Source organism: Xenorhabdus bakwenae, assembly GCF_030272115.1.
Lineage (GTDB): Bacteria > Pseudomonadota > Gammaproteobacteria > Enterobacterales > Enterobacteriaceae > Xenorhabdus > Xenorhabdus bakwenae.
Window position 1 is genome coordinate 3,746,363 of record NZ_CP119194.1, and the last position, 22,368, is coordinate 3,768,730.

Consider the following 22,368-nt stretch of genomic DNA (forward strand, 5'->3'; position numbering starts at 1 on the left):
ATATGCGGGTTTCACATTTAAATTTTAACCACCTCTATTATTTTTGGCACGTTTGCAAGGAAGGTTCTGTTGTGGGGGCAGCAGAAGCGCTCTACCTGACACCACAAACCATTACAGGGCAGATAAAAGCGTTGGAAGAGCGGCTGGGTGGAAAGTTATTCAAGCGTCAAGGAAGAGGTTTAGTCCCCTCAGAACTGGGGCAACTCATTTTCCGCTATGCAGATAAGATGTTTACACTCAGCCAGGAAATGATGGATATCGTGACTTACAGCCGAGAATCAAATCTGTTGTTTGATGTCGGGGTCGCTGATGCGCTGTCTAAACGTTTAGTGAGTAAAGTGCTGGAAACAACCGTTGTGGAGCACGAAAAAATCCACTTGCGTTGTTTTGAATCAACACATGAAATGCTGCTTGAACAACTTAGCCAGCATAAACTGGATATGATCCTATCCGATTGTCCAGTGGATTCCTCGCAACAGGAAGGCTTGTTTTCAGTGAAATTGGGGGAATGCAATATCAGTTTTTATTGCCGCCAGCCGATCCCAGAAAAGCCCTTTCCCGCCTGTTTGGAAGAGCGCCGTTTATTAATCCCAGGGCGCCGCTCTATGTTAGGCAGAAAGCTCCTGACGTGGATACGCAATAAAAATCTTGAAGTTGAGGTGCTGGGCGAATTTGATGATGCTGCTTTGATGAAAGCGTTTGGTCTGTATCACAACGCCATTTTCATTGCGCCTTCTTTCTACGCCAATGATATTTTTGCTGATAGTGATATTGTTGAGATAGGTCGGTTGGATACGGTGCAGGAAGAATATTACGTCATCTTTGCCGAGCGTATGATCCAGCATCCGGCAGTCCAGCGCGTGTGTAACAAAGACTTTTCTGCTTTGTTTAGCTCACCACCAAAAAGTCGTCCTGAAAAATTATATTAAATTATGCGATAAAACTAGCAGATACAAAAAAACCGGCTTAAAGCCGGTTTTTTTAGCATCATCAAAACCAATGATTACATGGCTTTGATTTGTGTTGCCAGAGCAGATTTATGACGTGCTGCTTTGTTTTTGTGGATCAGACCTTTGCAGGCGTGACGATCAACAATTGGTTGCATGTCATTGAATGCTTTCTGTGCAGCTTCTTTGTCGCCAGCAGCGATAGCCGCGTAGACTTTCTTGATAAAAGTGCGCACCATAGAACGACGGCTCGCATTGTGCTGACGGCGTTTCTCAGACTGTATGGCGCGTTTCTTAGCTGATTTGATATTAGCCAAGGTCCTACTCCCAAATATATTCTATCGAGGACAATTCAAAGGCCGAGGAATATGCCTGTTCAGCCTTCTTTTGTCAATGGATTTGTGCAAATAAGCGTCGTTGTACAGCGACGCTGGTTACGTTGTGATGGGGCGGGATTTTATCAGCTTACTCAGAGGGAATACAGTCTTTCGCAATAAAAAACTGAATGAATCACAGAGAAATGCGATAAATTAAATATTTTTCGGGCATCTGGCCTATTTTTATTGTATGAATCAGGTTATTAATTAAAACCCTTTGTGATCGTGGGTTAACCTTGCGCTTTGTACAAGGTATAATCCGGCAATTTCCACGGTATTGAGCCAGCTATGGAGCTAATTCGCGGTATACACAATATCCGGGCGCGTCACCATGGTTGCGTGCTGACGATTGGTAATTTTGATGGTGTCCATCGCGGGCATCAGGCTTTATTAAAACACTTGAAGCAAGAAGGGCAGCGTCTCGGATTACCGACAATGGTCATGATTTTCGAACCGCAGCCTCTGGAAGTTTTTGCGCCAGATAAAGCGCCAGCCCGCCTGACAAGGCTGAGAGATAAAATAAAGTATCTAGCCCAAAATGGCGTTGATTATCTGTTATGTGTGAAATTTGACAAACATTTTGCAGCCAACTCACCTGAAGCCTTTGTTTCACAGTTGCTCGTTGAAAAACTGGGGGTTAAATTTTTGGCAATAGGCGATGATTTCCGTTTTGGCAAAAATCGCCGCGGGGATTTCCACTATTTGCAGCAAGCAGGTAAACAATACCGTTTTGATGTCGCCAGCACAGACAGTTTTTGTGACAGCGGTCTTAGGATCAGCAGTACAGCCATTCGTCAGGCACTGCAAAGTGATGACCTGGCCTTGGCCGAAATATTACTGGGGCATCCTTACAGTATAAGTGGCAGAGTTGTTCACGGTAAGCAATTGGGACGCACCATCGGTTTTCCTACTGCTAACTTACCGTTGAAACGTCTGGTTGCGCCTGTTCTGGGTGTTTATGCTGTTGACGTCCATGGATTGGGCAATAACCCCCTACCGGGTGTTGCAAACATCGGCAATCGCCCTACCGTTGCGGGTCAAGGCCTGCAACTTGAAGTGCATTTGATTGATACCCAAATGGATCTGTATGGGCATCATATTGATGTGGTATTGCGCAAAAAATTGCGTAATGAGCAGCGATTTGCTTCGCTTGATGCGCTTAAACAGCAAATCGCAAATGATGTGGTTGCTGCAAGGAACTATCTCTTGCAGCAATCCAAGTCATGTATCTAGCGGAAAATTGGAACTGAGAATCGATAATGAGTGACTACAAAAACACCCTGAATTTACCGGAAACAGGGTTCCCTATGCGCGGGGATTTAGCGAAGCGCGAACCTGATATGTTGAAACGTTGGTACAAAGAAGGTTTGTATCAGGCAATTAGAAAAGCAAAATCTGGCAAGAAAACGTTTATTTTGCATGATGGCCCTCCCTATGCAAACGGCGATATTCATATTGGTCACTCAGTTAATAAAATTCTCAAAGATATTGTTATTAAGTCCAAAGGGCTGTCAGGCTTCGACTCGCCTTATATTCCAGGTTGGGACTGCCACGGTTTGCCGATTGAGCTTAAAGTTGAGCAGATTATCGGCAAGCCAGGGGAAAAATTTTCCGCCGCTGAGTTCCGTGCTGAGTGCCGCAAGTATGCTATGACTCAGGTTGAAGCACAGAAAGCAGGCTTCAAACGTCTGGGTGTCCTGGGCGATTGGGATAAACCTTACCTGACCATGGACTTCAAAACAGAAGCCGACATCATTCGTACTCTCGGCCGCGTTATCAAAAATGGGCACTTGCTGAAAGGCGTAAAACCCGTTCACTGGTGTACTGATTGTGGTTCCTCCCTCGCCGAAGCGGAAGTGGAATACTACGATAAAACGTCCCCTTCCACCGACGTGCGCTTCGTGGCCGTTGATGCCGATGCCGTGTACGCCAAATTTGATGTACAACCACAAGGTCTGCCTGTTTCCTTAATTATCTGGACCACCACCCCGTGGACATTACCAGCAAACCGTGCGATTGCCCTGGGTGCCGAAATCACCTACCAATTGGTCAAAATCAATGACGAATGTATCATTCTGGCGGCTGAACTTGTCGAAAGCGTGATGCTGCGCGCGGGTATCACTGCATGGGAAGTTTTAGGCGATTGCCCGGGAGCCTATCTTGAACTGATGCGCTTTAGCCATCCATTCATGAGCTACGATGTTCCTGCTATCCTCGGTAATCACGTCACCCTTGAAGCCGGTACAGGGGCAGTTCATACCGCAGGTGGTCATGGCCCAGACGATTACGCTATCAGCTTAAAATATGGCCTTGAAATTGCTAACCCCGTTGGCCCGAATGGTTGCTATCTCTCCGGCACTTACCCTTCTCTGGATGGACAATTTGTCTTCAAAGCTAATGACATCATTGTTGAATTGCTGAAAGAGAAAGGCGCATTGCTGCATACGGCAAAAATTCAACACAGCTACCCGTGCTGCTGGCGCCACAAAAAACCGATTATCTTCCGTGCAACACCACAATGGTTCATCAGCATGGACAAAAAGGGTTTGCGCGAACAATCGCTGAAAGAGATCAAAGATGTTCAGTGGATACCTGGCTGGGGACAGGCACGTATCGAATCAATGGTAGAAAGCCGTCCAGACTGGTGTATCTCTCGCCAGCGAACATGGTGCGTGCCAATGTCTCTGTTCATTCATAAAGAGACCCAAGAGCTACATCCTCGCACCGTTGAATTGATTGAAGAAGTCGCCAAACGCGTTGAAGTCGATGGCATTCAAGCATGGTGGGATCTGGATGCAACAGAACTACTGGGTGATGAGTCCGTAAATTACACCAAAGCACCAGATACGCTGGATGTTTGGTTTGATTCAGGCAGTACCCATTCTTCGGTTGTAGATGCACGTCCAGAATTCAACGGCAATTCAGCCGATCTGTATCTGGAAGGTTCTGACCAGCACCGTGGCTGGTTCATGTCTTCACTGATGCTGTCCACTGCGATTAAAGGCAAAGCCCCTTACCGTCAGGTGCTGACTCATGGTTTCACCGTTGATGAACAAGGGCGCAAAATGTCCAAATCCATCGGTAATACCGTCAGCCCACAAGATGTGATGAACAAACTGGGCGCTGATATCCTGCGTTTATGGGTGGCAGCCACTGATTATACTGGCGAAATCGCTGTTTCTGACGAGATCTTGAAACGTTCGGCTGATGCTTACCGTCGTATCCGCAATACTGCCCGGTTCTTGCTGGCAAACCTGAACGGTTTCAACCCGGAAGAGCACATGGTAAAAGCAGAAGATATGGTGGTTCTGGATCGCTGGGCAGTCGGCCGTGCTCAGGCAGCACAGGCAGATATCCTCAAACACTATGAAGAGTATGATTTCCACTCAGTAGTTCAACGCTTGATGCATTTCTGTTCTGTGGAGATGGGTTCGTTCTATCTGGATATCATCAAAGATCGCCAGTACACCGCGAAAAGTGACGGCCTTGCTCGTCGTAGCTGCCAGACTGCCCTGTACCATATCGCAGAAGCCCTGGTTCGCTGGATGATGCCGATCCTGTCGTTCACTGCCGATGAAATCTGGCATGAATTGCCCGGTAAACGTGCTCAATATGTCTTTACCGAAGAGTGGTATGACGGTCTGTTTGGTCTGGCAGATGGCGAAGATATGAACGATACTTTCTGGGCTGATCTGCTGGCAGTACGCGGCGAAGTGAACAAAGTTCTGGAACAGGCACGTGCCGATAAACATATCCGCAGTTCACTGGAAGCGGCTGTCACACTCTATGCCGATGAAGCTCTGGCGGAAAAACTCAACCAACTGTCCGATGAACTGCGTTTTGTCCTGCTGACCTCTCAGGTTGACGTTGCCGCTTATGCAGCCGCCGGTGAGGATGCGCAGCAAAGTGAAATTGCTGGCTTGAAAATCGCCTTGCGTAAAGCAGACGGAGAAAAATGTCCACGTTGCTGGCATTATGCTAAAAACGTGGGCTTGGTGGCGGAACATGCTGAACTTTGCGGCCGCTGTGTGACTAACGTTGCCGGTAACGGTGAAGAGCGTAAATTTGCCTGATGAGTACACCCATTTGTTCCACCGGACTTCGCTGGCTCTGGCTGGTTGTCGTGGTATTAATACTGGATTTGGGCAGCAAGCATTTCGTGTTGCAGCATTTCACGCTGTATGAATCCATGCCATTGATACCTTATTTCAATCTGACTTACGCCCAGAATTTAGGGGCAGCCTTTAGTTTTCTGGCTGATAAAGGCGGCTGGCAGCGTTGGTTCTTTGCATTGGTGGCTGTTGCCATCACAGTTATACTGCTGGTCATGATGTATCGTTCCCATGCCAGGCAAAAACTGAACAATATTGCCTACGCTCTGGTGATTGGTGGGGCATTGGGAAATTTGTTCGACAGGCTGGTTCATGGCTTTGTTGTCGATTTCATCGACTTTTATGTCGGAGAATGGCACTGGCCTACCTTTAATATTGCAGATTCTGCAATTTGCATCGGGGCAGCTCTCATTATCATAGAGAGCTTTATCAGCCCTGGTGACAAGGACAAGCAAGCGATCTCGAAAACTTAGTCATTGAAAGAATGATAATAAAACCAGCTCCGGCGAAGTTAACCGGGGCTGGTAACTTCGCCTATACCCAATAGGGGTATATTTGCAATCATTTTTTAAGTAAAAGGCTTGAGCAATATGTCAATGCAGGTGCAAACGCACAGTGCAGTTTTATTACATTTCACATTAAAGCTGGATGATGGCTCTATAGCAGACTCGACTTACAACCAAGGTAAACCCGCATTATTCCGCCTCGGTGATGGTAGTCTTTCTGCCCCACTGGAAGAGCAACTTCTTGGTTTGAAAGTCGGTGATAAACATCAATTTACTCTGGCTGGAGAAACTATTTTTGGCAAACACCACCCTGATTTAGTGCAATATTTCACTCCTCGTGATTTTTCCGATGCCGGTATCCCAGAAGTGGGAACCATCATGTTATTTACAGCCATGAACGGCAGTGAAATGCCAGGGTTTATCAAAGACGTGGCTGAAGGTTCCATTACTGTTGATTTTAACCATCCGCTGGCTGAACAAAACATCACTTTTGAGATTGAAGTGCTGGAAATTGACCCTCAGTTGGAGGAAAACCATGCAAATATTGCTGGCTAACCCTCGTGGTTTCTGTGCCGGTGTTGATCGTGCTATCAGCATCGTGGAACGCGCACTGGAATTGTACGGTGCCCCTATCTATGTCCGCCATGAAGTGGTGCATAACCGTTATGTGGTTGACAATCTCAGGAAGCGTGGCGCTATCTTCATTGAAGAAATTTCAGAAGTGCCTGATGGCGCTATTCTGATCTTCTCAGCCCACGGTGTTTCCCAAGCCATTCGTGCAGAAGCCCGCTCCCGTAACTTAACCATGCTGTTTGATGCAACCTGTCCATTAGTCACCAAAGTCCATATGGAAGTGGCAAGGGCGAGTCGCAAAGGCAAAGAGGCGATTTTAATCGGTCATGCCGGTCATCCCGAAGTAGAAGGCACCATGGGGCAATACAATAACCCCAACGGGGGGGATGTATCTGGTGGAATCACCGAAAGATGTGTGGAAACTGCAAGTTAAAGATGAGAATAACCTCTGCTTTATGACCCAGACGACACTTTCTGTTGATGACACCTCAGAAGTGATTGATGCACTTAACGCAAGGTTCCCCAATATTGTCGGCCCACGCAAAGATGATATCTGCTATGCCACCACTAACCGTCAGGAAGCGGTACGTGATTTGGCATCAGGGGCTGATGTCGTGTTAGTTGTTGGTTCTAAAAACTCATCAAATTCAAATCGCCTGGCCGAACTCGCACAACGCGTAGGCAAGCCTGCTTATTTGATTGATTCAGCTAAGGATATCCAGGCAGAGTGGATCACTGGTGTGAACGCAGTGGGCGTCACTGCGGGGGCATCGGCCCCGGATATTTTGGTACAGCAGGTGATTGAACGCCTGAAAACGTTTGGCGCAGAAACAGTTAACGAACTGCATGGCAGAGAAGAAAATATCGTTTTTGAAGTACCAAAAGAGTTACGGGTTGAAGTGAAAGAGGTTAATTAAAGTAATTTTATTTAATTATCTCGCCATTCAAATATCAAACAGGTCTACCATAATAATTTGATAATATAATGGTAGACCTTGTAGTCCACTTATTAAATAATAACCTTGCCCCTTCAATTACAGAAAAGGTTTAATAACTTAGGCCGTTTTTAATTAAGTCTATATTTTAAATCTCTAACTTTGACTGGCTCACCATAACTGATCATTGTTAACACATAATCTAAGCTATTATGAAATCCCCAAAATTCAGTGTAATCATATTTACCTTCTTTGGCTAACTTTATTGCGTTAACTTCTCTTAAGGCTGCATAATTATACCATTCTTTCACACTACTTACCCGATGGTGCCAATCGTGACACACAAGAGAGCCTTGTAATATCAGCATCCTTACAGGTAAATGATAAAATAGATGTGCGACAGCCCACATTATCCACTGAGGCCAATACCTTAAGGTAAAGCTATTTGGGCAAGATGAACCACAAAAACGCCCGATAGAATTATTGACATGACTATCACGAATGGTCTCTTTTTCTCTACGCAATAACCAAACATGTTCAGTTATTAAATGTAGTAATGATACAATTTGATAAACTATTACATAAGGAATGATGATAAACAGGATAAAAGAGACTATCCCTATATTCCAAATCATATAGCTTAATATTAATAACTGGATAATTGTCATAACCAATCGGTATTTTGGAACGCCTATTAAATTTGATTTAATCCTACCGGATAAGTAGGACATATGGAAATATGGACTTAACAATGTCAAAAATAAATTTATATAAAGTTGTTTTTTAGACTTTCCAGGTATAAACCCTAATTTATAAATTGCAGCAAGATCTTTATCCTCTACTGTTGAGAAATCCTTTCCATGATGCTCATAGATATGAAATTGGCGATATGAGTCATAAGGCTGAGTAATCAATATTGTAGATAAAACTTCACAGAGAATTTTATTACTGGTTTGATTTGAAAGTAAATTACCATGAACTCCTTGATGAATAATGGTGGCAACAACATACCTGGCACCTGAAACAGAAAATAACACACCTATTAAATAGACAATAATAGAGGGTAACAGTGCCATTTGGCCATTCAGTGCCCAATATATAAGTAATATTCCAATTATAACCCAGCTAATCGACCAAAAGATCATTTCAATTGAATTTGATCTCCATAATGGTTTCCTATCGGGTATATCCTTTCCCGTTAGCCAAGTCCATATTCCTTGAAAAGGTAAAATTCTGTATGTATCTCGAATAACGGTAGACTCCTTATAAACATCCGTTCCTGTTTTCATAATTCCCTCCTACCTATAAGATAGCAGATAAAATATAAAATACGATTAGACTGATAATAACGCAAACAACAATATTACGGATAAAAAAAGCAAAAATAGTCGTTGTTAATGCTCCCCATAAATATGGGTTGTTAGGTAATGATCTTAATTCTCCTTGTTCCATTAATATAATCGGCCCACATATTGCAATAAGTAAACAAGGTGCGGAATATTTTAGTGACTCATTTAATATCTTTGGTAACTTTACCGGCATTTTCGGTTCCAGAAAAACATATCGGTTAAAAAATACAATACCGGCTAAGAGAAAAATCAATGTCCAACTCATGTTGACTCCTTGGCTAATCTGGCGATAAAAACAGAAAAAAACATCCCACTGACACCCGCAATAATAACTGCCCCTTCAACATGAAAATAAGAGAGCAGCATAGACAAAGCCAGGGAAAAGCCAACACCACAAAGGACACTAATTTTTTTGATCATTGGTACAACAATGGTGATGAAAGTAGCAACAATAGAAAAATCCAGATGATATTTGGCAAGATCAGGAATCGAAGATGCCATGAAGATCCCCAACAAGCTAAATAAGTTCCAGCATAAATAAAAGCATAACCCCGCACCAATCAAATAACCGGGGCTTAAGGCCTGTTTATTTTTCTGTGCACAACTAAGTGCAAATAACTCATCTGTTAGTAAAAATCCAATTGGTAAGCGATAGCGAGTCTTTAACACTGCTACATATTCACGTAACGTTAATCCATATAGAAAATGCTGAGCCGTGATAAAAAAAACCGAAATAATAATAGTAAATATACTGGCACCTGATGCCAGCAATCCTAAAGTCACTAATTGTGCAGCCCCTGCAAACAGGATAGCAGACATACCTATACTTTGACCCAGAGTTAGACCCGATTGTACAGCGACAGAGCCGGCTAATATCCCCCAAGGGATAACAGATAAACAAAGTGGCAGCATATTATACATGCCAGACCAAAATCCTTGCCAGGGAGCAGCCATCGGTTGAATATCAGTATTCGAACCAGAGAATGATTTTTCCATAACTCAATCTACATCAATAAGGTGAAAGATAACCATTAGAGAATTAGATTACGAATAGGTTATGTAAGAGTATTGAATAAAATTGCGGTGAAATAGTTTGTTAATTTACTGATCAAGATATTTGTAAGTAGACGTTTTAAAGGAACTTAATAAGATTTTTGCAAGGAGCGAACAAACATACCGGGAGTAATACCCAAAGCATTTTTAAAATGGCGGTTAAAATGGCTTTGATCAGAAAAACCGCAACGGATGGCAACATTTAATATTGGATTCCCTTCAAGTAATAACCTCCGTGCCATACGTAAACGCGCTAAAATCAAATAAACATGTGGGGTAACGCCTATCGTTTTCTTGAATTGCCGTAAAAAGTGCCATGGACTCAACTGTACCAGTTCAGCTAACTGATTAAGGGAAATATTATTTTCTGCATAAGCGTCAATGTATTCTTTAGCCAAAAAGATCTGCTTTTCAGCCGCAGGCAACTCTTGTGCAGTAACATGTGTTTGCCCATATTTCATTATCAACCATGCTAATGAAGAAAGCAGCATAGTCTCTTTGAGTAAAATATTGCCACTCTGAGCCAAAAGATGAAATGTCATGCGCAGTTGTTCAGACAAACCAAGATCATGCACAACGGCTGCCGGAAACCAAGGAACCGAGCCACCTCCATATTGGAAATCCCGTGATAATGAACACAATAAATCAGGAGACGGATATATAACCTGATACGACCAACCCGTCTTTACTGCTGAAGAACCGGTATGAATTTCATCGGCATTGACCAGAATAATAGCTCCTTTAGGCGCAATATGTTCTCTCCCCGTGCGGTAGAAACGTTGCGCTCCTTCTTCTATGACACCGATACAAAAAGTTTCATGTACATGACGAGAAAATACTTGTTTATGATATCTCGCCTTAAGCATCTCCAATCCATTGAATTCCTTCAGATGAAAAAAGTGGGTACTCTCTTTTACATTTTCCGTCTTAGCCATAAATAACCACCTAGTTACAAAGAGAAATCAATTTTATTTATTATTTAATGGGCTTGATGGAACAGTTTACTACTTTTGTATAAAATTGCTACTCCAGTTTAAGCAGGCGTATTCTATTATTTGTTTTTTAACTCTATAATTTATAGATACATATAATATTTCTCATTAAACCCTAATCAATTTACCTTACGCCCTTCATCTTTCAAGTTACTGTTTTGTTAACTACGTAACGATGAATAAAATTTTTTTATAATTTCCAACATGATCCCTGTTTTTCTTATGACCACGCTATAAATCTGGCGCTGCCAGTTCTTGCCAGTTAAGCTGTAGAACAGTTTCCTTTGTCACCTCAATTAAAAATGATTTACAGAGAGGGCCTTATGGCTGATACAGATATTCGCGTTGCTATCGTCGGTGCTGGTGGGCGCATGGGACGCAATCTTATTCAGGCCGTCCAGCTGTTGGATGGTGTTACACTGGGTGCAGCATTAGAGCGCTCCGGCTCTTCATTGGTGGGAACCGATGCGGGAGAGCTGGCGGGGATCGGTAAAAACGGTGTGATGATTAATGATGATCTGCACCAGGTTATTGAACACTTTGATGTCCTGGTCGATTTTACGCGTCCTGAAGGCACATTAGCCTACCTCTCCATTTGTCGGCAATATCACAAATCCATGATCATCGGAACAACAGGTTTTGATGATGCCGGTAAACACGCGATTGCAGAAGCCTCCCGTGAAATCCCTATTGTTTTTGCGGCAAATTTTAGTGTTGGTGTCAATTTGGTACTAAAACTGCTGGAAAAAGCGGCCACAGTGATGGGGGAATATACCGACATCGAGATTATTGAAGCCCACCACCGCCATAAAGTGGATGCGCCGTCGGGAACCGCACTGGCAATGGGAGAGTCTATCGCTAATGCATTAGGCCGGGATCTCAAAACCTGCGCCGTTTATACCCGTGAAGGCCATACGGGAGAACGCGATCCTAAAAGCATTGGATTTGCCACCATCCGGGCAGGTGATATCGTTGGAGAGCATACCGCGATCTTTGCCGATCTCGGTGAACGTGTAGAGATAAGCCACAAAGCTTCAAGCCGCATGACCTTTGCTAATGGCGCTATTAAAGCAGCAATGTGGTTAACAGGGAAAAGTAGTGGGCTTTATAATATGAAAGATGTACTGAACCTTGATAAAATTTAATTTTATAAAATTATAACCACATGTAATTACGCAATTATTTTATAAATAGTTGCGTAATAATGATATATGATAAATATATCTATCAAAGAGCCAAATTAATCACCATTTTCATAATAATAGTTAGCCTTTTTGTTGCTTTTTTCCCATAAACACAAAAAAAGCGCGATATTTTTGCTGTTCTTAAGTTTTTTCTCACTATAATCGTTTATCTACTTCCACTTTCCTTATATTTTTCAGCTATATTTACTCAATATGAGACTGAGCGTTGTAAAAAAGCCAATAAAAATGCCATTTTTTGTAGACAACCCCCACTCTCATCATTAGAATGCGCACAATTTGCCAAAATTTTGTCAAAAATCAGGATTGGCATTGATTTTAAGGACTAATTTTGAATTAATATGCATTGGATGCAACTAATTATTCATTTTGGAGGGCGTTTTGATTAAGTCAGCTATATTGGTTCTGGAAGATGGAACCCAATTTCACGGTCGCGCTATTGGTATAGAAGGTGTGGCTGTTGGAGAAGTGGTCTTCAATACCTCAATGACCGGATATCAAGAAATACTTACCGACCCTTCCTATTCCCGCCAAATTGTTACTCTTACTTATCCCCATATTGGTAATGTCGGCATCAATGCCGCAGATGAAGAATCCCCCGCCATTCAAGCCCAAGGCTTAGTTATTCGTGATTTACCCTTAGTGACCAGCAATTTCCGCAGTGAAGAAAACCTGTCTGATTACCTGAAACGTCACAATATTGTCGCTATCGCAGATATCGATACACGCAAGCTAACCCGTCTGTTAAGAGAAAAAGGGGCACAGAACGGCTGTATCATTGCAGGTAATGAGGCGGATGCCGAAGTTGCGCGGGAAAAAGCACAAGCGTTCCCAGGCCTGAAAGGCATGGATTTGGCAAAAGAAGTCACGACGGCACAATCTTATCAATGGGTACAAGGAAGCTGGACGCTAGCGGATGGGCTACCCGAAGCGCGTAAAGAGCAAGAATTGCCTTACCACATTGTGGCCTATGATTTTGGGGTGAAGCGCAACATCCTGCGTATGCTGGTCGATCGTGGCTGCCGCGTTACCGTAGTACCGGCAAAAACGCCCGCCGATGAAGTCCTGAAAATGGCACCGGATGGCATTTTCCTGTCTAATGGACCGGGTGATCCAGAGCCATGCGACTATGCTATCGAAGCGATTAAAACCTTCCTGGATACCGAAATCCCTGTATTTGGCATCTGCTTAGGGCACCAGTTGCTGGCGCTGGCCAGTGGTGCAAAAACCGTGAAAATGAAGTTTGGTCATCACGGTGGCAACCATCCCGTCAAAGATCTGGATCGCAATGTTGTCATGATCACTGCACAGAACCACGGTTTTGCTGTTGATGAAAGCTCACTGCCCGCCAATCTGCGTGTAACGCATAAATCACTCTTTGATGGCACCTTGCAAGGCATTCATCGTACTGACAAACCCGCATTCAGTTTTCAGGGACACCCTGAAGCCAGCCCGGGTCCACATGAAGCCGCTTCACTATTCGATCATTTTATCGAGTTAATTGAGCAATATCGTCAGGCAAACGTTCAGAACACCAAATAATCAGGAGAAGAAGAAAAATGGCAAAACGTACTGATATTAAAAGTATCCTGATCTTAGGTGCTGGCCCTATTGTTATCGGCCAGGCTTGTGAATTTGACTACTCTGGCGCACAGGCTTGTAAGGCACTACGGGAAGAAGGTTATCGTGTCATTCTGGTCAACTCGAACCCGGCCACGATAATGACCGACCCTGAAATGGCTGATGCGACTTATATCGAGCCGATCCATTGGGAAGTGGTACGCAAAATTATTGAAAAAGAGCGCCCGGATGCCATTTTGCCAACCATGGGCGGGCAAACGGCACTCAACTGTGCATTGGAACTGGAGCGTCAAGGCGTACTGCAAGAATTTGACGTCACCATGATTGGTGCTACCGCTGATGCCATTGATAAGGCAGAAGATCGCCAGCGTTTTGACAAGGCGATGAAAAAAATCGGCCTGGACACCGCACGTTCTGGTATTGCCCACACGATGGAAGAAGCGCTGGCGGTCGCCGAAGAAGTCGGGTTCCCTTGTATTATCCGCCCCTCTTTTACCATGGGTGGAAGTGGTGGTGGCATCGCCTACAACCGGGAAGAGTTCGAAGAAATCTGCGAACGCGGCTTAGACCTCTCTCCAACCAACGAATTGCTGATCGATGAATCCCTGATTGGTTGGAAAGAGTATGAAATGGAAGTGGTGCGGGACAAAAACGATAACTGCATTATCATCTGCGCCATTGAAAACTTCGATCCCATGGGTATCCATACCGGTGACTCCATCACCGTAGCGCCAGCACAGACACTGACCGATAAAGAATACCAAATCATGCGTAACGCTTCGATGGAAGTATTACGTGAAATTGGTGTAGAAACCGGTGGTTCAAACGTTCAGTTCGCAGTGAACCCGAAAAATGGCCGCCTGATCGTCATTGAAATGAACCCACGAGTCTCCCGTTCATCCGCACTGGCTTCCAAGGCAACAGGTTTCCCAATCGCAAAAATCGCCGCAAAACTGGCGGTCGGTTATACCCTTGATGAATTGATGAACGACATCACGGGCGGACGTACTCCAGCCTCTTTCGAACCTTCCATCGATTATGTTGTGACGAAAATTCCTCGCTTCAACTTTGAGAAATTTGCTGGCAGCAATGACCGCCTGACCACCCAGATGAAATCTGTTGGTGAAGTGATGGCGATTGGCCGTACTTTCCCGGAATCCATGCAGAAAGCCCTGCGCGGTCTGGAAGTCGGCGCAACCGGATTTGATCCTCAAGTCAATCTGGATGATCCACAATCCCTGACCAAAATCCGCAGTGAATTGAAAAATGCTGGGGCTGAACGCATTTGGTATATCGCCGATGCTTTCCGCGCGGGCCTGTCTGTTGATGGACTCTTCAACCTGACCAATATCGACCGCTGGTTCCTGGTGCAAATTGAAGAGTTGATTCGTCTGGAAGAACAAGTTGCAGAACAAGGTATTAACGGACTGACCTCTGATTTCTTGCGTCATCTGAAACGCAAAGGTTTTGCTGATGCGCGGCTGGCGAAACTGGTGGGTGTCTCCGGTAAAGAGATCCGTAAGTTACGCTATGACTACAACTTATATCCAGTCTACAAGCGGGTTGATACCTGTGCGGCAGAGTTCTCTACTGATACTGCTTACATGTACTCCACATACGAAGACGAATGTGAATCCAACCCGAACAATGACAAACCAAAAATCATGGTATTGGGCGGAGGCCCGAACCGCATCGGACAAGGTATTGAGTTCGATTACTGCTGTGTACATGCTTCGCTGGCACTGCGTGAAGACGGTTTTGAGACCATCATGGTGAACTGTAACCCTGAAACGGTTTCTACCGATTATGACACGTCCGATCGTCTTTACTTTGAACCTGTGACACTGGAAGACGTGCTGGAAATTGTGCGGGTTGAACAACCCAAAGGGGTTATCGTGCAATATGGCGGCCAGACACCACTGAAACTGGCTCGTGAACTGGAAGCGGAGGGTGTCCCTATTATCGGCACCAGCCCTGATGCCATTGATCGTGCAGAAGACCGCGAGCGTTTCCAGCAAGCGGTTAATCGTCTTGGCCTGAAACAACCCGCCAATGCCACGGTATCCACTATCGAGCTGGCGGTTGAAAAAGGGAATGAGATTGGTTATCCGCTGGTCGTTCGTCCATCGTATGTGCTGGGCGGGCGTGCAATGGAAATCGTATACGACGAGTCAGACTTGCGCCGTTACTTCCAGACTGCGGTTAGCGTATCCAACGATGCGCCCGTCCTGCTGGATCGCTTCCTTGATGATGCTGTTGAAGTTGATGTGGATGCTATCTGTGATGGTGAACGTGTCCTGATTGGCGGCATTATGGAACATATCGAGCAAGCGGGTGTTCACTCCGGTGACTCAGCCTGTTCTTTGCCGGCTTATACCCTGAGCAAAGAAATTCAGGATGTGATGCGCCAGCAAGTTGAAAAACTGGCCTTTGAACTGCGTGTCCGTGGCCTGATGAACGTCCAGTTTGCGGTGAAAGACAACGAAGTTTATCTGATTGAAGTGAACCCACGCGCAGCACGTACCGTCCCCTTTGTTTCCAAAGCAACGGGGATGCCACTGGCAAAAATAGCGGCACGTGTGATGGCAGGCCAGTCTCTGCTTGAGCAAGGGACAATTGAAGAGATTATTCCACCTTACTACTCCGTCAAAGAGGTGGTACTGCCATTCAATAAATTCCCAGGCGTTGACCCCATTCTGGGACCCGAAATGCGTTCTACCGGTGAAGTCATGGGGGTTGGCCGGACGTTTGCCGAAGCTTTTTCAAAAGCAATGTTAGGCAGTAATTCGACCCTGCGCAAAAAAGGCCGGGCACTACTGTCTGTACGCGAAGGGGATAAAGAGCGGGTTGTCGATTTGGCGGCTAAGTTACTTAAACACGGCTTTGAATTGGATGCGACTCACGGTACAGCAATTGTGCTGGGTGAAGCAGGGATCAACCCGCGTTTGGTGAATAAGGTTCATGAAGGACGTCCACATATTCAGGACAGAATCAAAAACGGTGAATATGACTATATCGTTAATACCACCGCAGGCCGCCAGGCGATTGAGGATTCAAAACTGCTGCGTCGCAGCGCACTGCAATATAAAGTGCACTATGACACAACCTTGAATGGCGGTTTTGCAACGACCATGGCACTTAGCGCAGATCCGACTGAGCAGGTTATTTCGGTACAGGAAATGCACGCCAAGATTGCCAAATAGAGATTACCCTACCCAATAAAATACCGCCATTTTTGGCGGTATTTTTTAAAAAAAGCAAAGCCATTCCTGAATTGGAATGGCTGCTATCACTATAAGATAAGTGTTACAAACCCAATATTGTTTCTGCTACACAGGTATATTGATTATTCATATGAACCTTAGGGGGCATAAAACAATCCTCTAAAAACCAGTTTGCGGGCGTTTCCAGGGCAATAGAAATAGCGACCAAATGCTCCAGACTGATTTTATTGGTTCCGCGTTCATAACGTGACAATTGCTGATGACTCACCCCTATTTTGTCTGCCAGCTCTGCTGCTGTCACTCCAATTTCTTTTCTTTTCATTTGGATTCTTTTTCCTACCAGCATACTGACTTGCATAATCTCTTTACTCTCAATTTATAAATAAGTTAAATAAACTATTGCTGTACCTTCATATTTTCCGGCTTTCGGTGGTGTTAATGTGTGCAATACTGACGTCAGTGTGAAATCTTTGACCGCATTCTTTCCGTCAGCAACAACATTCACGCCATTTGCTGCATTTTGGTTATTAATTTGCAATGTCGAATATATTTGCTTATCGGAATCGAGATAAATTCTGTCTTCATCATTGGTTGATCTGGCATACAACATAATCTTGTTGCTACCAACAGCACATTCAAATGTACCGTTAATTGTGCGGGTAGCATTATTCACATCTGCCGCAGTTAATTCCCCATAAGCAATTTCAGAAGGTAATTCAATTCGACAACTTTGATTAGGGGGTGGCATTTTATTGCAAGTGGAATTGGGGAATTGTTGAGCATGACCGTATCCCGGAACTATCTTCGTTGTATAAAACAAACCGATACAATCCGCCTCTGTACTTATGATGGTAAATGTTACCCGTTTAGGAATGCCAAATTTGCGTTTATAAGCTCGCATAACGTCAGCGGTTGTCCGATAATTACCTGCATTCAAACATACCCTTGCATCATTGCAAGAGCCGTGCATTCCCGGCTGATACCCATTCTTATACATCACATCTGGGCCAACATAGCATGTGGTATTTCCATAGCAAGGATTCGGTATCCCTTCTTCCTCAGTCCATGCAATAATTTCCATGGTTGTGACAGCCTGGTTACCTGATGGAACCATATTAACCGGCATAACATAAGCCCCACCATAAACATGCGTGGTACTGGCTAAAAATAACAGGGCTGCTAGCTTCAACAACGATTTTTTAATATGGCGCATAACTTATTTTCCAATAACATCAAACTCTGACTAAAGATCGTGGATGAAAAACCAGTCAGCATGACTAGTCGTAATTAACTTCAAACGTTGCGACAGCAGTAAATGGACCAAAACCCATATTTTTCTCTTGAATAGCACGGGGGGTGGCTTGTATATATGCCTGGAATGGAATCACATTATTTTGACTATCGGCTAATAACGGGAATTCACTGGTTTTATTAAACGGCATCGGCGTACCATCAATTTTTTCCATACCGATGGCAACACCACGAATACGCCCGTCAGATCGAATTGCCAACAGCCCCGGCAGCTCGTCGCTTTGCTCTCCTAAAAACTTGATTTTAAGTCGCTTTGTTATACGTGGGTCACAATCGTCTAAATACAGCTTAAATTGCTTGCCTTTTGTCCGATGTTGCAGATAAAGATCACGGTTAAGAATATTGCCAAAATCCACTTCTATATTTTGATTTTCTGTCTTAATCGAACAAGCAGGAGCAAGTACAGTTAACGTAATCCTGACATCCTGACGTAAATTATCCCGTGCATACGCACTTTGCTGGCTACCCACACCAAAAAGAAACAGCATCGGCAATACATATCTGGATAATCTGATGCTTAACGGATTCATTATTATTTACCCTACGGTTATCCAACCAATTACCGAAAACTCACTATATTCCGGCTAATTCTGTCTTGATGCTCCACCAACACCTTGATTGATGGAACATCATCTGTACAACTTAAATCAGCTTCCATCGGTGACAGCTTTTGTCACTGCGCAGGTATTGCCACTACAGTTAAATATTAATTGTGGTCGCCCACCATAATCATTGACATAAGTCAGTATCGGCGTATTGCCTAAGGCGTTAGCGGTTCCTCCCAGTTTTTCACTACTTCTGGGTGCCAACATCAGCGGCTCAAACCCCCCGACACTTTTACCGTTCACTTTGTTTGATGCTTCTGAAATCGTGACGTAATAAGGTGTTGGGTTATTCACCACATATTGACTGCCTTCGCGGGTTAAGGTGAGTTTTTCCTGCCACGGGTTATCAAGATCAATACGGCGTGCAATCACCGCTTCCGGGCGATAGAACAGTTTGACTCGCGTCTGTAAAGCGATTTGCAGCACATTGGATTTTTCACTGCGAGGGGGGATCTCACGAATATTGAAATAGAACAGACTTTCCCGATCTTGTGGCAATTGAGCTATCGTTGGTAGTGTCTGAATTTTGATTTGGCTCTTTGCGCCAGCTTCAACACGCTGTACTGGTGGAACAATCACAAGCGGGCCGTTGATCTTATCTCCCTTCTCATCTTCAAGCCACGCCTGTGCCAAATAAGGCAAATCAAGATGCTGATTTTCAATATTCAGACTGACGGATTTGGTATTTCCATTAAAAATCACCCGAGTACGATCCAACGCTATCGCTGCCATTGCCTGATGAATGGATGTCAAACAGATTACCGTCATGGTGGCTATCATTAGAATATTTTTCAGTTTCATAATGTCATTTGCTCATGCTCAAAAGAGACTCATATATTGATATTTCTGCACTGGCTAATCGCCATACTTTTCAGTCCAGACAGATATAATACGCTATTAAATAACGATTTTTTGGATAGTTTAATGACAATTTACTTACCATCACCTGTTAAAAACCGGCAAGGCAGTAAAAGTGAAGTTAACGATTCTGATGTTATTTCATCTGGCACCGTCATTTCACACTGAGCACCACCATCCCAATGGACTTGCAGTTTTTCACCCTGATTTATTCCACTCAGATAAACATATCCGTCATCACTGACAATCCCGATTTCACGTTGGGCACTATTCATGACTGATGCACCAAACGGCGGGGATGAACCGTCAGATAACCTGATAATTACCATCGCTTTACTACCTGATATCACCTGGAATTTACGATAACCAATCGCGCCTTCTGTTAATGTTGCCTGCTGAACAGAACGCAGTGCCTCTACATCATCTGGCAAGTTATCTAAGTCAATATTTGCTCTGTTGCGATAGTAGTTGTTCACATCGGCCAGCACCGCTTTACCAAAGTAGTTGGTATGCACCGCTGAACCAAATCCCCGGACAGGCACATTGCTAACCCCTTCTGTATCTACCATCAAGCGCGTTGCGCCAGACATATTAGTACGGTGCAGTGCAGCCCCTTTTGCCGTTACAGTCACCCCACCTTGCAGGCCAAGGGCTGCCGTCGTATTGCCACCATCCCGATAACTGGCACTGGCCGTAAGCAACGTCTGGTCACCATAATGGTTGTAATAACCGTCAACCGATGCCCTGCCATCGATACTCGTGCCCACTGCAACACGATAGTTATTGCGATCATCAATACGGTCAAAATAACCCACTGTATGCGCATTGCCCTGACGATTAACCAACCCGTTGTAGCTGACAGTGCCACTTTCTCCCCACGGAATGGAAAGATTCAGATACATGCCATCATCTTTTTTATTGTCAAAATTGTTACGATAGGCTGACAGATTGACGCTGATATTTTTATAACGCCCAATATCAAAATACTTGGATAAGGAAATGTTATAGCGATCGTTTGTTGGCCGATTCCAATAAGTTTGATGGCTATAATTGAGATAGGCACTTAAGCCAATATCGGTAAATTGTTTGTTGAAAGTAATGGTATACATCTCTTTACCGCTATTGGAAGAAACGCTGCGATAGCGGCGATCGATATACTGCCCCATATTCATGAAATCGCGCTCAGAAAAACGATATCCGGCAAACGTCACCTGACTGTGATATTGATCAAAACGTTTCGAATAACTGAGACGATAAGATCCACCGGTCAGATTTTTGTTTTCTCCCGGTAATCTTGCCCTTGATTCCGTGACATCAAACGACAGTGCACCAAACATCATCAAGTCGCGGCCGATCCCCAGTGACAAAGCGTTATAATCTCCTGCGGCTAAGAGACCGCCATACAGCGACCAACCGCTGTTAATTCCCCACGAGAATTCACCCATGCCGAATGCAGGCCCTTCACGACGGTGCTTATCATTCGTGGACTGACCACCAACAAATTTATACTGTACGCGTCCGGGGCGGGTCAGATAAGGGATCGTCGCAGTATTAACCTGAAACTCTTGCACACCACCGTCTTGCTCTTCAACTCTGACATCCAGCGTTCCTACCACCGCATCGCTCAGATCCTGAATACGGAATGGGCCAGAAGCGACCTGAGTTTCATACAGCACTCTCCCCTGTTGTCTGACCGTTACCTTGGCATTAGTCCGTGCTACCCCTGTGACTTCAGGCGCATATCCACGTAAATTCGGGGGCAACATATTTTCATCAGTCACTAAACTGACCCCCGTATAGCGGAAGCTATCGAAAATGTTGGAATTGAGGTAATCCTCACCCAATGTCAATTTCGCTTCCAGGCGGGGGATCGCACGATACATGTAGTAACGGCTCCAATCCCAATCACGCTCTCTTCCACCAGAAGAGCCTGATTTATCGCCACTTTGGTTTTTGAAACGGTTATATTTGGCCTGCCAATCAGCCCGCAAACGCCACTCCCCCGCATTCATACCCGCTGTTCCGATGGCGCTGATTTGTTGGCTGCTACTCCCGTGAACGGGTCTGGAGGTTTGTGCGTTAATGTTATAATCAAACAGTAATCCGGGTATCCCATTATCCCAACGAGCAGGAGGGTCCCAATCCGGTAAGTCATATTCCAGATAAATTTTAGGTATGATTAAATAAAGCGTATAAGTAGCGAGATCACCTCTGGCTGACATACCTGGTAACGTATTGAGATCAAGACATTTGCCTTCATTCTGCCAACCTAATTTTTCTACCCACTGTTGTTTCAGTGCGATTTGTTTCACCAATTCAGGGGAGATGCAGGCTTCACTGTCTGTTGGTTCATCAGGCGGTGCAATGAAATCGATAGAATAGGTATCCGAAAGCTCATGCTGATTCATCCGAACACTCATCATATAGTTACCCGGCATGATGTAACCTGCACGTGCAAATTTATCCAAATCAATATTGGCACGTTCATTGACATCCAGTGCACCAATATTGAATTCAATTGATGATCGGGAATGAGCTGTCTGAATACCAGACAATGCAAACAGTATAAGAGCAAAAAGAGGATTAATTCCGAATAGTAAGTGCTCTGTTTTTATTTTATTAGCTGTTCTTTTTTGATTAATCACATTATTTCTATTAACGATATTTTTTCTATTACTGCTTGTCTTTTTATTACTGATTATTTCTCTATAATCAGATAAAAAATTATGATTCATAGCATCTG

At 44.3% G+C, this 22,368-nt stretch carries 18 protein-coding genes and 1 pseudogene; 9 read left to right on the forward strand and 10 right to left on the reverse strand.

Annotation, left to right across the window (positions count from 1 at the left end):
* The first annotated feature begins 2 nt into the window (after window positions 1–2).
* On the forward strand, window positions 3–929 hold the full coding sequence (gene nhaR / locus PXH59_RS18615; protein ID WP_189758313.1) for a transcriptional activator NhaR: 927 nt from the start codon (window positions 3–5) through the stop codon (window positions 927–929).
* A gap of 74 nt (window positions 930–1,003) precedes the next feature.
* Here nhaR and rpsT read toward each other — a convergent pair whose 3' ends face one another.
* Entirely contained in the window at window positions 1,004–1,264 is a 261-nt protein-coding gene (gene rpsT, locus PXH59_RS18620; RefSeq protein ID WP_047766714.1) for a 30S ribosomal protein S20, read from the reverse strand.
* Between the two features lie 348 nt (window positions 1,265–1,612).
* Here rpsT and ribF point away from each other — a divergent pair, with 348 nt between their 5' ends.
* The 5 genes and pseudogenes from ribF (at window position 1,613) to ispH (ending at window position 7,432) form a co-directional block, all read left to right on the forward strand.
* Window positions 1,613–2,557, forward strand: a complete 945-nt coding sequence (gene ribF, locus PXH59_RS18625; RefSeq protein ID WP_047766713.1) for a bifunctional riboflavin kinase/FAD synthetase — start codon at window positions 1,613–1,615, stop codon at window positions 2,555–2,557.
* 26 nt (window positions 2,558–2,583) lie between these two features.
* Window positions 2,584–5,397, forward strand: coding sequence for an isoleucine--tRNA ligase (gene ileS, locus PXH59_RS18630; protein WP_285809623.1), 2,814 nt, complete (start codon window positions 2,584–2,586; stop codon window positions 5,395–5,397).
* Window positions 5,397–5,909, forward strand: a complete 513-nt coding sequence (lspA, locus tag PXH59_RS18635) for a signal peptidase II (RefSeq protein WP_047766711.1) — start codon at window positions 5,397–5,399, stop codon at window positions 5,907–5,909. The genes ileS and lspA overlap by 1 nt, the downstream gene beginning before the upstream one ends.
* A gap of 117 nt (window positions 5,910–6,026) precedes the next feature.
* Entirely contained in the window at window positions 6,027–6,497 is a 471-nt protein-coding gene (gene fkpB, locus PXH59_RS18640; RefSeq protein WP_047766710.1) for an FKBP-type peptidyl-prolyl cis-trans isomerase, read from the forward strand.
* A pseudogene (gene ispH / locus PXH59_RS18645) lies at window positions 6,478–7,432 on the forward strand (4-hydroxy-3-methylbut-2-enyl diphosphate reductase). Before fkpB ends, ispH begins: the two are co-directional and overlap by 20 nt.
* Window positions 7,433–7,581: 149 nt before the next feature.
* Here the strand turns inward: ispH and PXH59_RS18650 are convergent.
* The 4 genes from PXH59_RS18650 to PXH59_RS18665 all read right to left on the reverse strand — a co-directional run bounded on the left by PXH59_RS18650 (window position 7,582) and on the right by PXH59_RS18665 (window position 10,787).
* Entirely contained in the window at window positions 7,582–8,739 is a 1,158-nt protein-coding gene (locus tag PXH59_RS18650) for a hypothetical protein (protein ID WP_285809626.1), read from the reverse strand.
* A gap of 13 nt (window positions 8,740–8,752) precedes the next feature.
* Window positions 8,753–9,064: an AzlD domain-containing protein gene (locus PXH59_RS18655; protein WP_285809628.1), complete on the reverse strand. Its 312-nt coding sequence runs from the start codon at window positions 9,062–9,064 to the stop codon at window positions 8,753–8,755.
* Complete coding sequence (locus tag PXH59_RS18660) at window positions 9,061–9,753, reverse strand: AzlC family ABC transporter permease (protein ID WP_285811824.1); 693 nt, start codon at window positions 9,751–9,753, stop codon at window positions 9,061–9,063. The genes PXH59_RS18655 and PXH59_RS18660 overlap by 4 nt, the downstream gene beginning before the upstream one ends.
* A gap of 188 nt (window positions 9,754–9,941) precedes the next feature.
* Complete coding sequence (locus PXH59_RS18665; RefSeq protein ID WP_285809630.1) at window positions 9,942–10,787, reverse strand: AraC family transcriptional regulator; 846 nt, start codon at window positions 10,785–10,787, stop codon at window positions 9,942–9,944.
* A gap of 380 nt (window positions 10,788–11,167) precedes the next feature.
* On the opposite strand from PXH59_RS18665, the gene dapB reads away from it, so the two are divergent.
* The 3 genes from dapB to carB all read left to right on the forward strand — a co-directional run bounded on the left by dapB (window position 11,168) and on the right by carB (window position 16,830).
* Window positions 11,168–11,989, forward strand: coding sequence for a 4-hydroxy-tetrahydrodipicolinate reductase (dapB, locus tag PXH59_RS18670; protein ID WP_285809632.1), 822 nt, complete (start codon window positions 11,168–11,170; stop codon window positions 11,987–11,989).
* A 438-nt stretch (window positions 11,990–12,427) separates the two neighbouring features.
* The gene (gene carA, locus PXH59_RS18675) at window positions 12,428–13,588 is read left to right on the forward strand and encodes a glutamine-hydrolyzing carbamoyl-phosphate synthase small subunit (RefSeq protein WP_047766707.1); all 1,161 of its coding nucleotides are present in this window, start codon (window positions 12,428–12,430) and stop codon (window positions 13,586–13,588) included.
* A gap of 17 nt (window positions 13,589–13,605) precedes the next feature.
* On the forward strand, window positions 13,606–16,830 hold the full coding sequence (carB, locus tag PXH59_RS18680) for a carbamoyl-phosphate synthase large subunit (RefSeq protein ID WP_285809633.1): 3,225 nt from the start codon (window positions 13,606–13,608) through the stop codon (window positions 16,828–16,830).
* 103 nt (window positions 16,831–16,933) lie between these two features.
* Here the strand turns inward: carB and PXH59_RS18685 are convergent, their stop codons facing one another.
* From PXH59_RS18685 to PXH59_RS18705, 5 genes are all read right to left on the reverse strand, one after another.
* The gene (locus PXH59_RS18685; RefSeq protein WP_047766705.1) at window positions 16,934–17,209 is read right to left on the reverse strand and encodes a helix-turn-helix domain-containing protein; all 276 of its coding nucleotides are present in this window, start codon (window positions 17,207–17,209) and stop codon (window positions 16,934–16,936) included.
* Window positions 17,210–17,227: 18 nt separating this feature from the next.
* On the reverse strand, window positions 17,228–18,064 hold the full coding sequence (locus PXH59_RS18690; protein WP_285809636.1) for an MrpH family fimbial adhesin: 837 nt from the start codon (window positions 18,062–18,064) through the stop codon (window positions 17,228–17,230).
* A gap of 64 nt (window positions 18,065–18,128) precedes the next feature.
* Window positions 18,129–18,692 carry a fimbrial protein gene (locus tag PXH59_RS18695; protein WP_285809638.1) on the reverse strand — a complete coding sequence of 188 codons (564 nt, stop codon included), beginning with the start codon at window positions 18,690–18,692 and terminating at the stop codon, window positions 18,129–18,131.
* Between the two features lie 117 nt (window positions 18,693–18,809).
* A complete protein-coding gene (locus tag PXH59_RS18700; protein ID WP_285809641.1) occupies window positions 18,810–19,568 on the reverse strand; it encodes a fimbria/pilus periplasmic chaperone in 759 nt (252 codons plus the stop codon).
* Between the two features lie 131 nt (window positions 19,569–19,699).
* Window positions 19,700–22,360: an outer membrane usher protein gene (locus PXH59_RS18705; RefSeq protein ID WP_285809643.1), complete on the reverse strand. Its 2,661-nt coding sequence runs from the start codon at window positions 22,358–22,360 to the stop codon at window positions 19,700–19,702.
* Window positions 22,361–22,368 lie beyond the last annotated feature (8 nt).